This window comes from Streptomyces sp. Rer75 (genome assembly GCF_013414305.1).
GTDB lineage: Bacteria > Actinomycetota > Actinomycetes > Streptomycetales > Streptomycetaceae > Streptomyces > Streptomyces himastatinicus.
The window spans coordinates 1,777,372-1,790,021 of the sequence record NZ_CP058693.1 but is presented as its reverse complement, the minus strand read 5'-3'; the positions used below and the strand labels follow the sequence as shown (position 1 = coordinate 1,790,021).

General features: G+C 73.7%; 12 protein-coding genes. 8 read left to right on the top strand and 4 right to left on the bottom strand.

Going from position 1 to position 12,650, the window contains the following annotated elements; genetic code table 11:
* The first annotated feature begins 172 nt into the window (after positions 1–172).
* The 6 genes from HYQ63_RS07005 to HYQ63_RS06980 all read left to right on the top strand — a co-directional run bounded on the left by HYQ63_RS07005 (position 173) and on the right by HYQ63_RS06980 (position 6,035).
* Positions 173–772: a (2Fe-2S)-binding protein gene (locus HYQ63_RS07005; protein ID WP_179933050.1), complete on the top strand. Its 600-nt coding sequence runs from the start codon at positions 173–175 to the stop codon at positions 770–772.
* Positions 769–1,761: a xanthine dehydrogenase family protein subunit M gene (locus HYQ63_RS07000; RefSeq protein WP_179933049.1), complete on the top strand. Its 993-nt coding sequence runs from the start codon at positions 769–771 to the stop codon at positions 1,759–1,761. Before HYQ63_RS07005 ends, HYQ63_RS07000 begins: the two co-directional genes overlap by 4 nt.
* On the top strand, positions 1,758–3,896 hold the full coding sequence (locus HYQ63_RS06995; protein WP_179933048.1) for a xanthine dehydrogenase family protein molybdopterin-binding subunit: 2,139 nt from the start codon (positions 1,758–1,760) through the stop codon (positions 3,894–3,896). Before HYQ63_RS07000 ends, HYQ63_RS06995 begins: the two co-directional genes overlap by 4 nt.
* Positions 3,889–5,028, top strand: a complete 1,140-nt coding sequence (locus tag HYQ63_RS06990) for an XdhC family protein (protein WP_179933047.1) — start codon at positions 3,889–3,891, stop codon at positions 5,026–5,028. The genes HYQ63_RS06995 and HYQ63_RS06990 overlap by 8 nt, the downstream gene beginning before the upstream one ends.
* A 132-nt stretch (positions 5,029–5,160) precedes the next feature.
* Positions 5,161–5,421, top strand: coding sequence for a hydantoinase/oxoprolinase N-terminal domain-containing protein (locus tag HYQ63_RS06985; protein ID WP_179933046.1), 261 nt, complete (start codon positions 5,161–5,163; stop codon positions 5,419–5,421).
* Positions 5,388–6,035: a hydantoinase/oxoprolinase N-terminal domain-containing protein gene (locus tag HYQ63_RS06980; RefSeq protein ID WP_257231684.1), complete on the top strand. Its 648-nt coding sequence runs from the start codon at positions 5,388–5,390 to the stop codon at positions 6,033–6,035. Before HYQ63_RS06985 ends, HYQ63_RS06980 begins: the two co-directional genes overlap by 34 nt.
* A 166-nt stretch (positions 6,036–6,201) precedes the next feature.
* On the opposite strand, the gene HYQ63_RS06975 is transcribed toward HYQ63_RS06980, so the two are convergent.
* The 3 genes from HYQ63_RS06975 to HYQ63_RS06965 form a co-directional block, all read right to left on the bottom strand.
* The gene (locus tag HYQ63_RS06975; protein ID WP_179933045.1) at positions 6,202–7,164 is read right to left on the bottom strand and encodes a D-alanyl-D-alanine carboxypeptidase family protein; all 963 of its coding nucleotides are present in this window, start codon (positions 7,162–7,164) and stop codon (positions 6,202–6,204) included.
* Positions 7,165–7,241: 77 nt separating this feature from the next.
* Entirely contained in the window at positions 7,242–7,931 is a 690-nt protein-coding gene (locus HYQ63_RS06970) for an HAD family phosphatase (RefSeq protein WP_179933044.1), read from the bottom strand.
* Between the two features lie 24 nt (positions 7,932–7,955).
* A complete protein-coding gene (locus HYQ63_RS06965; RefSeq protein WP_123106617.1) occupies positions 7,956–8,459 on the bottom strand; it encodes an Lrp/AsnC family transcriptional regulator in 504 nt (167 codons plus the stop codon).
* Between the two features lie 252 nt (positions 8,460–8,711).
* Here HYQ63_RS06965 and HYQ63_RS06960 point away from each other — a divergent pair, with 252 nt between their 5' ends.
* Positions 8,712–10,190, top strand: a complete 1,479-nt coding sequence (locus tag HYQ63_RS06960) for an FUSC family protein (RefSeq protein WP_179939822.1) — start codon at positions 8,712–8,714, stop codon at positions 10,188–10,190.
* Between the two features lie 139 nt (positions 10,191–10,329).
* Positions 10,330–11,373, top strand: coding sequence for a lactonase family protein (locus tag HYQ63_RS06955; RefSeq protein WP_179933043.1), 1,044 nt, complete (start codon positions 10,330–10,332; stop codon positions 11,371–11,373).
* A gap of 93 nt (positions 11,374–11,466) precedes the next feature.
* Here HYQ63_RS06955 and HYQ63_RS06950 read toward each other — a convergent pair whose 3' ends face one another.
* Positions 11,467–12,468, bottom strand: a complete 1,002-nt coding sequence (locus tag HYQ63_RS06950) for a hypothetical protein (RefSeq protein ID WP_179933042.1) — start codon at positions 12,466–12,468, stop codon at positions 11,467–11,469.
* Between the last annotated feature and the right edge of the window lie 182 nt (positions 12,469–12,650).

The following is a 12,650-nucleotide window of genomic DNA, read 5'->3' as shown; positions in this document are numbered from 1 at the left end:
TGTCCACTTAGGTCTACCTTAGCGGCAGAACCGGCCGGTGCGAACGGCTGGTGCCGGTCGCCACCAGCCAGCTCACCTTCCCAGACTCCTCCCGGGTCACTCCCCGGGCCCTTCCCGCACCGCCCGGATCATCTCGCTCGACGCGCACCAGATACGCGAAAGAAGGCTGATCATGGCCCCAGCCCCCTCCCCGACGTCCAGCGCCATCACGCTGAACATCAACGGCGAGAAGCACACGCTGCCCGTCGACCACCGCACCACCCTGCTCGACGCCCTGCGCGAACGTCTCGACCTGACCGGCACGAAGAAGGGGTGCGACCAAGGTCAGTGCGGTGCCTGCACGGTGCTGATCGACGGGCGCCGCGCCGTCTCCTGTCTCCAGCTCGCGGTGGCCGCCGAGGGGCGTGTCATCACCACCATCGAAGGCGTGGCCGAAGGCGAGGACCTGCACCCGGTGCAGCAGGCGTTCCTCGACCTCGACGGCTACCAGTGCGGCTACTGCACCCCCGGCCAGATCTGCTCGGCCATCGCCGTGATCGAGGAACACGCGGCGGGCTGGCCGAGCGCCGCGACCCAGGACGTGCGGCCCGACGCGGGAGCGCAGCCCCTCACGGCCGAGGAGATCCGGGAGCGCATGAGCGGCAACCTGTGCCGCTGCGGCGCGTACGTGTCGATCGTGGAGGCGGTCGCACGGGCGGCGGAGGCCGCGCAGCCGCCATCCGGCGGCTCGGGTGACGGGATCGGCGCGACGGAAGCGGAGGCAGCGGTATGAGGGAATTCGGGTACGAGCGCGTGTACGACGTCTCCGGGGCGGTGGCCCTGCTCGGCGCCGACCCCGACGCGCGCTACCTCGGCGGCGGGACCAACCTCGTCGACCTGATGAAGACCGGGGTGGAGCGGCCCGCGCGCCTCATCGACGTGCGCGACCTCCCCCTCGACCAGATCGAGGCCACGCCGGACGGGGCCTTGCGCATCGGCGCGACCGTCACCAACAGCGATCTGGCCGCCCACCCCGATGTGCGGTCCCGCTACCCGGCGTTGGCCCAGGCCGTGCTGGCCGGGGCCTCCGGCCAGCTGCGCAACATGGCCACGGTCGGCGGAAACCTGCTCCAGCGCACCCGCTGCGGCTACTTCACCGACACCGCCAAGCCGTGCAACAAGCGGGTCCCCGGCAGCGGCTGTCCCGCCGTCGAGGGCGAGAACCACAACCACGCGATCCTCGGCGCCTCCGAGCACTGCGTGGCCATCCACCCCTCGGACATGGGGGTGGCGCTGACCGCCTTCGACGCCGTCGTGCGGTACGAAACGGCCGACGGGCCGGGCGAGTTGCCGTTCGCCGACTTCTATCTGCCCGTGGGGGACACCCCGCACCTGGAGACCGCCCTGCCGTCCGGCGCGCTGATCACCGGCATCACCCTGCCGCCCGCTCCGGTCGCGGCCCACTCGCGCTACCGGAAGGTGCGCGAGCGCGCCTCCTACGCGTTCGCGATCGGCTCGATCGCCGCCGCCCTCGACGTCCGGGACGGTGTCGTCCACGAAGTCCGCCTGGCCTTCGGCGCGGTGGCGTCCCGGCCGTGGCGCGCCCGCGCGGCCGAGCGGGCGCTGACCGGGGGGCCGGCGACCGGCGAGGCGTTCGCCGCCGCCGCGGACGCCGAACTGGCGGCCGCCGAGACGCTGCCCGGAAACGGATACAAGGTGACGCTGATGCGCAACCTCGTCGTGGCCATGCTGACCGAACTCTCCGAGGAGGCCGTCCGATGACCACGACGACCGGAACCGCCGCCGTCACTCCGTCCGTCGGAACCGCGCACACCCGCGTCGAGGGCCGGGAGAAGGTCACCGGAGCGGCCCGCTACGCCGGTGAGATCCCCTTCTCCGACCTGGCCCACGGCTGGCTGGTGGTGTCCACCATCGCCCGCGGCCGCATCCGCTCGGTGGAGTCCGCCCCCGTCGAGGCGATGCCCGGCGTCCTCACCGTCCTGCACCACGGGAACGCCCCGCAGGTCGACGGCGACTACGTCGGCCTGCTGGGGAAGCCCGACCCGACCGTCACGCTCTTCCAGACCGACCGGGTGCCGTTCGCGGGCTGGCCGGTGGCGCTGGTCGTCGCGGAGACGCCGGAGCAGGCCAGGGAGGCCGCCGAGGCGCTGGTGGTCCGCTACGACGAGGAGCCGCACGACATCGCGTTCTCCGCCGCACACCCCGGTGCCCGCAAGCCGGAGGACCCGTCGGCGGAGACCGAGAAGGGGGACCTCGCGGCCGAACTCGCCGCTGCGGCCGCCGTCGTGGACGCGGAGTACACCACTCCGGAAGAGCACCACGCCATGATGGAGCCCCACGCGGCCACCGCCCGCTGGGACGGCGGCCGGCTGGAGGTCGTCGACTCCAACCAGGGCAGCATGTGGGTGGCCGACGAGCTGGCGAAGATGTTCTCCCTGGACCTGGGTTCGGTGCGGGTGCTGTCCGAGCACGTCGGCGGCGGCTTCGGCTCCAAGGGACTCCGCCCGCACCAGGTGGCCGCCGTGATGGCCACGACGGTCCTGCACCGCCCGGTCCGGGTCGTGCTGACGCGCCGCCAGATGTTCTCGATCACCGGCTACCGCAGCCCCACCGTGCAGCGGGTCAGGCTGGGCGCCGACGCGGAGGGGCGGCTGTGCGCGTTCGACCACGAGGCCCTCAGCCTCACGTCGACCGTGCACGAATTCATCGAGCGCAGCGCCGACTACGGGCGCGCGATGTACGACGCCGACGCACACCACACCGTCAACCGCGTGGTGGCGCTCGACGTGCCGACACCGACCTTCGTGCGCGCGCCGGGCGAGGCCCCGGGCTCGTTCGCGCTGGAGTCCGCGCTCGACGAACTCGCCGAGAAGTGCGGCCTGGACCCGATCGCGCTGCGGGCGCGCAACGAACCCGAGGCGGGCCCCGTCTCCGGGCTGCCGTACAGCACCCGCAGGGTCATCGACTGCTTCGAGGAGGGCGCCCGCAGGTTCGGCTGGGCGGAGCGCGACCCGCGTCCCGGGCTGCGCCGCGAGGGCCGCTGGCTGCTCGGGACCGGCACGGCGGCGGCCACGTTCCCCTCGAACGCCATGCCGTCCACGGCCGCGGTGACGGCCGAGGCGGACGGCTCGTTCACGGTACGGATCACCGCGGCCGACATCGGCACCGGTGCCCGGACCGCGCTGACCCAGATCGCCGCGGACGCGCTGGAGGTGGAGCCGAGCCGCATCCACATGCGCATCGCGGACAGCGACTTCGGCCAGGCGATGATCGCGGGCGGCTCCATGGGCACCCGCTCCTGGGCCTGGGCCGTCACCTCCGCGGCGAAGGAGCTGCGCGAGCAACTGGCCCTCGGCGGCGCCATCCCGGAGCAGGGGATCACCGCCCGGTCGAACACGGCTGAGGCCATCGGCGCCCTGGCACAGAAGGAACGGCACTCCTTCGGGGCGCAGTTCGCCGAGGTGGCCGTGGACACCGCCACGGGCGAGGTGCGCGTACGGCGCATGCTCGGCATCTTCGCGGCGGGCCGGATCGTCAACCCGCTGACCGCGCGCAGCCAGTTGATCGGCGGCATGACCTGGGGCCTGTCCATGGCGCTGCACGAGGAGGCGATCCGGGACCGGGCCTTCGGCAGCCACGTCGGCCCCGACCTCGCGGGCTATCACGTCGCCGCGCACGCCGACGTGCCGCCCATCGAGGTGGGCTGGGTGGACGACCCGGACCCGGACGACCCCGTCGGCATCAAGGGCATCGGCGAGGTCGGGATCGTCGGAGCGGCGGCGGCGATCGCCAACGCCGTCTGGCACGCGACCGGTGTGCGCCACCGGCACCTGCCGATCCGCCCCGACCGCGTCCTGCTGGCGGGCGCCGCGCCGGGTGGGGACGTGGATGCTTGACATCGCCGCCGAGCTGAACCGGTGGGTCGAGGAGGGCCGGGACTTCGCCGTCGCCACCGTCGTGGCCGTCGGTGGCAGCGCGCCGCGGGGTCCCGGCGCCGCCCTCGCCGTCGACGCCGAGGGCACGGCCATCGGGTCGGTCTCCGGTGGCTGTGTGGAGGGCGCGGTGTACGACCGCTGCGTCCAGGCCCTCAGCGACGGCGAAACGGTGCTGGAGCGCTTCGGGTACAGCGACGACGACGCGTTCGCGGTGGGGCTGACCTGCGGCGGTGAGCTCGAAGTCCTGGTCATCCCGGTGCGGGCGGACGCCCCGGACCGGGCGGTGTTCGCGGCGGCCCTGGCGGCCGCCGCCCGCGGGGAGACGGCCGCGGTCGCCCGGGTGTCCCGGGGTCCGGCCGAACTCCTCGGCCGGGCGCTGTTCGTCCGCCCCGACGGCTCGTACGAAGGCGGCCTCGGCGGCCGTCCGGAGCGGGACCGCACGGCGGCGGACGAGGCGGGCGCCCTGCTGGCCGCGGGCCGCACCGGCGCGTTCACCCTGCCGGAGCAGCAGGGGAGTGCGGCGGGCGACCTCACGGTCTTCGTCGAGTCGAGCGTGCCGCCGCCCCGGATGATCGTCTTCGGCGCCGTGGACTTCGCCGCCGCACTGGCGCGCACGGGCAAGTTCCTCGGCTACCACGTGACCGTGTGCGACGCCCGCCCGGTCTTCGCCACCCGCGTCCGCTTCCCCGAGGCCGACGAGATCGTGGTCGACTGGCCGCACCGCTATCTGCGGCAGACGGAGACCGACGGCCGGACGGTGCTGTGCGTGCTCACCCATGACGCCAAGTTCGACGTGCCGCTGCTGGAGGAGGCCCTGCGGCTGCCGGTCGCGTTCGTCGGCGCGATGGGTTCGCGCCGCACCCACGAGGACCGCCTCCGCAGGCTCCGCGAGGTCGGTCTCACCGACCGTGAACTGGCCCGGCTGCGCTCGCCGATCGGCCTCGACCTCGGCGCCCGTACGCCCGAGGAGACCGCCCTGTCCATCGCGGCGGAGATCGTCGCGGCGCGGCGGGGCGGCACGGGCGTGCCGCTGACCGGCTCGGGGACGCCCATTCACCGCGAGGAGGGGGCCGGAGCCCACGCGGCCGCGTGACGCCCCGGCCCCCCGGCCCCGGCACCGGCGGAGGCGCCGACGAAGATCATTTCCGGTTGACAGTGATCCGGCGTGGCGGAAAGGCTCGTCACGTCGTGCATCAGCTGAATACCGACGAGTGATCCTTCCCGGATGCCTTCGTACTACGTGGCTTCCGACATCGGTGGCACCTTCACCGACACCGTCGTGATCGATGGCAACGGACGGGTCGGCAGGTACAAGTCCTCCACCGTTCCCGACAACCCCGCCGAAGGGGTGCTCGGCACCCTGGTCGACGCCGCCGAGGAGCGCGGCGTCGACCTGGCCGAACTGCTCGCGGACGTCGAGACGCCCACGGCACCACCATCGCCACCAACGCCATGCTCGAAGGCCGCACCAAGAAGGTCGGCCTGATCCAGACCCGCGGCTTCGGGGACACCCTGACGACCATGCGCGGGTTCAAGGGCACCGGACTCGAGGAAGAGGAGATCAAGCGGTTCCGCACGCTGGTGAAACAGCCCCCGGCCGTGCCCCGTTCGCTGACCGAGGAGGTCACCGAGCGCGTCGACTACGCGGGCCGGGTCGTCTGTCCGCTGGACGAGGACGACGTGCGGCGCGCCGTGGCGCGGCTGCGGGACGCCGGGGCCGAGGTGTTCGCCGTCTCGCTGCTGTGGTCCTTCGCCAACGACGCGCACGAGCGCCGGGTCGGCGAGATCGTGGCCGAGGAGGTGCCCGGGGCGAGCGTCACCCTGTCAGCTGAGTTCCTGCCGCGGATCGGGGAGTACGAGCGCACCCTGACCACCGCGGTCAACGCGGGCCTGCGCCCGCTGCTGGGGGCGTCGCTGGACAGCTTCGAATCCACCCTGGCCGAGGTGGGCCTGCGGACCGCGCCGCTGCTCATGCAGTCGGGCGGCGGGCTCGCGACGCGCTCGCGGGCCGCGTCACGCTCGGCCCGGACGACCTGGGCAGGGACGTCCGCGTCCACGACGCGCTCACCGTCGTCGCCTGCGTCTGCCCGCACTGTGTGACGTCCCTGTGGGTCGACACGGAACCGGTCGCGGGCAAGCCCTGGCGGGACTTCGCCGCGCGCGCGCCTGAGCGGTTCGCGCTACGCGGGTGCCCCGGCCGGAAGGGATTCCGGCCGGGGCACCGGGCGGAAGGGATTCCGGCCGGGGCACCGGGCGTTGCGGGTGATCAGTCCTGCGGGGTGCCCGCGGGAAGCTGGCGCCAGGTCACCGTGGTGCGGGTGTGGAACGCCCAGTCGAGCATCTTCTTCGCGTCCGGGTACCGCTTGCTGTCGCCGAGGAGCACCCCGACGACCGTCCGGCCGTTCCGCTTGGCGGCGAACACGATGCACTTGCCGGCGGCGGTGCCGGTACCGGTCTTGATGCCGATGGCGCCGTCGTACGAGCCCAGCAGCTTGTTGCTGCTGTTCCAGTAGTAGGTCCGGGTCCGGCCGTTGGCCGCCGGGGCCTTCTGCTCGGTCCCGACCGACCTGACCACCGTGCGGAGGGTCGCGTTGCGGAGCGCGTGCCGCGCCAGCTTCGCCAGGTCACGGGCGGTCGTGTAGTTGGCGCCGTGCGTGGAGATGCCGTCGAAGGAGTCGTACTGGGTCTTCGTCATCCCCAGCGCGTCCGCCTTCTTGTTCATCTTGGAGATGAACGACTTGGTGCGCTTCGCCGTGGTGCTCCCGCTGCCGAAGGTGTCGGCGAGGGCCATCGCGGCGTCACAGCCGGACGGCAGCAGCATCCCGTACAGCAACTGCTTGACCGTGAGCTTGTCGCCCTGCTTCAGGTCCGCGGCGCTGCCGCCACTGGTCCTGATGTAGTCCAGGTACGCCTTCTTGACGGTGACCTTCTTGTTGAGGTTCACCCCCCGGGTGTCGAGCACCACGACCGCCGTCATGAGCTTGGTGATGCTCGCCATCTGGCGCTTGGTGTCCGGGCTCTTGCTCCACAGCTTCTTGTTCGCGCTGTTGTCGAGCAGATAGGCGCCCTTGGCGCTGATGCCGGACGGGCCCGCGGCGGCTTGCGCGGCCGGTGCGGCGGCCGGTGCCGCCTGCGCGCTCGCCACCGGTGCGGCGACCGCCAGTGCCGCCGTGGTCGCGATGACCGCCGCTCCCCAGCGGCGGACCGCGTTACCCCCATGTCTTCCCATTCGCCCTCGCTCTCCTCAGATGATGGATGGGCGCCCGCATCGTCTCACCGGACGAGAAATGGTGATGTGTCGGGGTCTCATATGTCGGACGTCACCCAGTCGTAGGCCGCTCGCGCGTCGAACTCCCGCTGCCCGCCCCGGAAGATGAGCCCGGCGTGGTCGTACGCCGATCCGCCGCCGGCGGCGTGCTCGTCGTACGGGACGGCGATGCAGCGCATCCCGGCCCGCCGCGCCGCCTCCACCCCCGGCCCGGCGTCCTCGATCACCACGCAGTCGGCCGGATCGGTGGCCAGCAGCCGCGCGGCCGCCAGGAAGACGTCCGGCTCGGGCTTGCCGCGCCCGATGTCCTCGGCGGAGACGTAGAGCGGCAGCAGCGCGTCCAGAGCGGTGGCGGTCAGCGCCGCCTCGATCGCGGGCCGGGAGGAGCCGGACGCGACGGCGATCGGATGCCCGGCGGAGTGCAGCAGCTCGGCGAACGCCCGCATCTCGGGGAAGACGGTGGTGGAGGTGCGGACCAGTTCCAGGTAGTGGCCGTTCTTGACGGCGAGCAGCTCGTCCACCGGCGCGTCGAGCGCGTACCGCTCGCGCAGGGTCTCCAGGGTCTCGCGGGTGCCGATCCCGATGAACTGGGTGTGCTCCTCCCAGCTGAAGCCGGTGATGCCGTACTGCGCGAGGGTGCGCCGGCCCGCCTCGTAGTAGTTGGGCTCGCTGTCCACGAGCGTGCCGTCGAGGTCGAAGATCACGGAAGGGGTTCGCCGGATGCTCATACGGACAGCATGCCAAGCACGTGATCAAGGTCGACGGCGGGTTCCCGCGGTCTGCCCCACGGCGTCGACCAGCGGCAGCATCCGATGGCGCACCCGCTCCCGGAGCACCATCTCGGTGCGGGTGCGGACCACGCCCGGCAGCCGGATCACCCGCTGCACGACGTCCTCCAGATGCTCGTTGTCCCGCGCCACGACCCGGGTCAGCAGATCACCCGCGCCGGTGGTCGAGAACACCTCGATGATCTCCGGGACGGTGGCCAGCGCGTCGCCCACGTCGTCCAGGTGGCCCTGGGTGACCTCGATGTGCACGAAGGCCAGCACCGGATGGCCGAGGGCGGCGGGGGAGAGCGACGGCCCGTAGCCGGTGATCACGCCGTCCCGCTCCAGTCGGTCCAGCCGCGCCTGCACGGTGCCGCGGGCGACGCCCAGGATCCGGGCGTACTCGCGCACGCTGGTGCGCGGCTGCTCCAGCAGCAGCCGCAGGATCTTCGCGTCGAGCGCGTCCACCGCGTCCACCGGTGCGGGCATGGGCCATCGGCTCCCTCGTGGTCGGTTTCTTCGATGGGTGACTGTACCAATGGCCCAGTGAAACGGTGATCGCTTGAGCCGATGGTGGCGGGGTGCTTCTCTTGGGGGCAGATGGCGTTGCGCTGGGCTGCGCCGGACGGCAAGGAAGCCGCATCCGGGTCCCCGCAGCGCCTTTGTCATGCCCGGACGTGAAAGGGACAGGTCACAGCGGTGCTGCGCGAGTTTCAGACGGTGGTGAGGCCGTGCGCGACGATGTTCGCGGCTCCGGACCCGGGGCTGCGGCGGCTGCGGATCTCGGCGCGGGCCGTGCTCGGCGTCGGCTCGGCGGTCGCCGCGGTGGCGTGGGCCGGGCTGCCGCTGTCCGCCGCGATCGTGGGCGGGCTCGCGGCGCTCCTCGCGCTGTTCACGGTGGCGGACCCGACGCCCCGGCGTCAGGCCGTCACCACCGCGCTGCTCCCGGCCGTCGGCCTCCCGGTGCTGGCGCTGGCCGCCGTACTGCACCGGGTTCCGCTCGGGCGCGACGCCGCCTTCCTCGCGGTGGTCTTCTGCGGTGTCGCGGCCCGGCGGTGGGGGCCGCGCGGCAACGCGCTCGGCATCTTCGCGTTCATGATGTTCTTCGCGGCGCAGTTCCTGGAGGCGGGGCCGCGGGAACTGCCCGTACTGGCGGTGGCGGTGCCCATGGGCGTGGCGGTCGCCGCGTTCGTACGGTTCGGGGTGTGGTGCATCGAGCGGCGCACCCCCGGGGCGCCCACCGCCGCGCCCGCGCCGCCCGGAGGAGCGGGCCTGGGGCGGCCCGCCACCCGGCAGGCCTTCCAGGCGGCCGCCGCCTGCGCGTTCGCGCTCGCCGTCGGCCAGGCCCTCTCCGGTGAGCGGTGGTACTGGGCCGTCGGCACCGCCTGGTGGATCTTCGTCAACACCGCCTCGCGCGGCGAGACACTGGTACGCGGCTTCCGCCGGGTCGTCGGCACCGTCAGCGGCATCGCGGCCGGGCTCGCCGTCGCCGTACCGCTGCACGGCGCCCCGGCGCCCACCGCCGTCCTCGTCGCCGCCTGCGTCTTCGGGATCTTCTACACCGCGCCGCTGTCGTACAGCTGGATGGTGTTCTTCGTGACGCTGATGGCCGGGCTGCTGTACGGCCTGCTCGGCGTGCTGCACCCCGGGCTGCTCGCGCTGCGCCTGGAGCAGACCGCCATCGGCGCGGCCGGGGCGGGACTGGCCGTGGCGCTCGTGCTCCCGGTGACCACCCACGCCGCGACCGACGCCTGGATCCGGCGTGCCCTGGAGTCCGTACGGCACTGCGCCGCCGACGCCGCACGGCGGCTCGCGGGCGACCCGGCCGCGGACCCCGCGCCGCACGTCGCCGAGCTGGAGGCGGCGCTGCGGGGCTTGCGGATGTCGATCGCCCCGCTGCTGCACCCGCTCAGCCCGCTGCGCGCCCGCCGGGCCCGGGCCCGGCGGGTCATGCTGGCACTCGACGACTGCGCCCGCCAGGCGCGCGCCCTCGCCGCGCTCGCCGCCGACCCGGTCGCGTCCCACGACGCCCGCCTGACCGCGGCGTGCGCGCGGGTCGAGGCGGCGGTGAGCCGACTGACCGCCCCCGTCGCCCCGTCCTCCGCCGCCCCCGCACCCGCCGCCGGGCCGCCGCCCCACCCGGCCACGGACCGCGCCCTGGCCCATCTGCACGACCTGGAGACGGCCCTGACCGGCCTCGCGGACCCGCTGCGGGCCTGAGGGGGCGGGCTCCGGCGGCAGTTCCCCCAACCGGGGCGCGCTGACTGCGCGTCAAGCAGGGAATCGTGCATTCCACGGTCGTGGTCCGGACCGGGCTGTTAGCGTCGGCCGCAAGCGGAACCGCTGGAGAGGCAGCACGGTGAGCACGGAGCAACGGGCGTACAGGGCGTACATCGGGTCGTTCACCGAGGCGGGCGGAGCCGGGATCACCGTCGCGGACGTCGACCGCGACACGGGCGCGCTGACCCCGCGGTACGCCACGGACGAGGTCGCCAACCCCTCGTATCTCGCGCTCTCACCCGGCGGGGACGTCCTCTACGCGGTGAGCGAGACGGACGACGGCGCGGCCGCCGCCTTCCGGACCGGCGACGACCCCGCCCGCCCGCTCATCCTCCTCGGCGCCCCCGTGCCCGTCCACGGCGCGGCGCCCACCCATCTCGCGCTCGCCGACGGGCATCTGCTCACCGCCAACTACGGCTCCGGCAGCGTCAGCGCGCTGCCCGTCGGCGACGACGGCGGGCTCGGCGAGCCGACGGTGGTGCTGCGGCACGAGGGCAGCGGCCCGAACCGCGAGCGGCAGAGCGAGCCGCACGCCCACGAGGTGCTGCCCGACCCGTCCGGCAGTTGGCTGCTGAGCGTCGACCTCGGCGCCGACGCGGTGTGGGTGTACGAGCCCGCCGGGCCGCGGGCGCACCGGAAGGTCCGGCTGCGGGCGGGGAGCGGGCCGCGCCATCTCGCGTTCCACCCGCGCGGCGACCGCGCGTACGTGGTCAACGAGCTGGATCCGACGGTCACGGTGTGCCGTTGGGACGCGGCGTCCGGCACCCTCGAACCGCTCGGCGAGACCCGCGTCGTCCCGCCCGGTACGGAAGCCGCCACCTTCCCCTCCGAGGTGGCGGTCTCCCCGGACGGCCGCTTCGTCTGGGTCGCCAGCCGCGGTCACGACAGCGTCGCGACGCTCGCCCTCGACACCCCGGGCGACCGCATGGAGCTGGTCACCACCACGCCCTGCGGCGGCCACTGGCCCCGTGACCTGGCGCTCGACCCCTCGGGCAGCCGTCTCTACGTCGCGAACGAACGCTCGGGCGAGGTCACCTGGTTCGGCCTCGACCCCACCACGGGGGTGCCGAGCCGGGACGGTTCGCTCGAGGCACCGGCCGCGTCCTGCGTGATCTTCGGCTGACCGCCAGGGGATGTCCGAAAAGTCGCGACGGCGCGGGCCGTGCGCGGGGCGGCACGCCCCGCGCAGCGCAGGCCCTTCGGCTGGAGGGACGATTCAGCGCAGTCCCGAGGACGCCGGAAGCGTGATGCCCAGCGCCGCCGCGTACTTCGCCAGCACCAGCTTGCCCACGGCCGGGTACGCCCCGAGCGCCTCGGCCGCGGCGCAGCCCGCCTCCTCGGCGGCCGCCTTGGTCAGCTCGGAGGACACCTCCGGGCCGATGAGGTACGGCGCGAGCGCGAGCCGGGCCGAGCCGGCGGAGCGCAGCTGCTCGGCGACGCGGACCACGGCCCCGTCCTCGTCCAGCGCGGCGGCCATCACCGGCACGGCGAGGCGCGCGGAGAGCAGCATGCCGGTGATCCCACCGGCGTCGGCCGCCTCGCCGCCGCCCACGGTGGCCAGGATGATGCCGTCCGCGGCGGTCGCCACCGTGAAGAGGCGGGCCCGGTCGGCACGGGCGAGGCCCGCTTCCGACAGCCGGACGTGCAGACCCTCCGCGAGCAGCGGGTGCGGGCCGAGGACGTCGGTGAGGTCGGCGGCGGAGCCGCTGTGCACGACGGCCTGGCGTATCCGGCGCAGCAGCGCGTTGTCCGGGCCCGCGAGCAGCGGGACCACCACGGCCGACGGGCCGTCGGTCGGGACGGGCGGCGGCGGAGGCATCTCCGGGATCTCCTCGCCCGCGGCCTCGGCCGCGGCGATCGCCTCCGCGGTGGCCGCGGCGGTGGCCTTGGCGGCCTCCCGCGCCTGGCGCAGCCGCTCGGTGCGGTCCTGGGCGGCCCGCGCGAGCACGGTCTCCAGCTGCGGGAACTCCTCGTTCTCGCCTTCCACGTCCACATAGCCGACCTGGGCGTCGAGGCCGGGCAGCTCGGAGCGGGCGATGCTCACGATCTCCTCGGCCAGGCCCCGGGTGGCGGCTTCAGGGGTCCCCGGAACGGCCAGCACCAGCGGCGGTGCGCCCACGGGTGCGGCCGCGGGCTCCGGGCGGCGGTGCCGTCCGGACTGGCGGGGACGCGGCATTCGTACTGGCAGGCCGGACGCGGGCCCTGTGGGGGAGCTCATGGCGCCGCATGTTAGTCGCTCTATAGGGTTGGCTGTTCGGGAGGGGTGCGACTGGGCGTTTTCTGTCCCCTTTTGCCGAGCCTTGCTGTTCGTTGCTGTGCGGTGGGCGAACAGAGCTGCTCGTACAGCCGATAGGGTGTTCGTCATCCGGAACCGCGGTCCCGGCTATCGGTCGTGGCCGT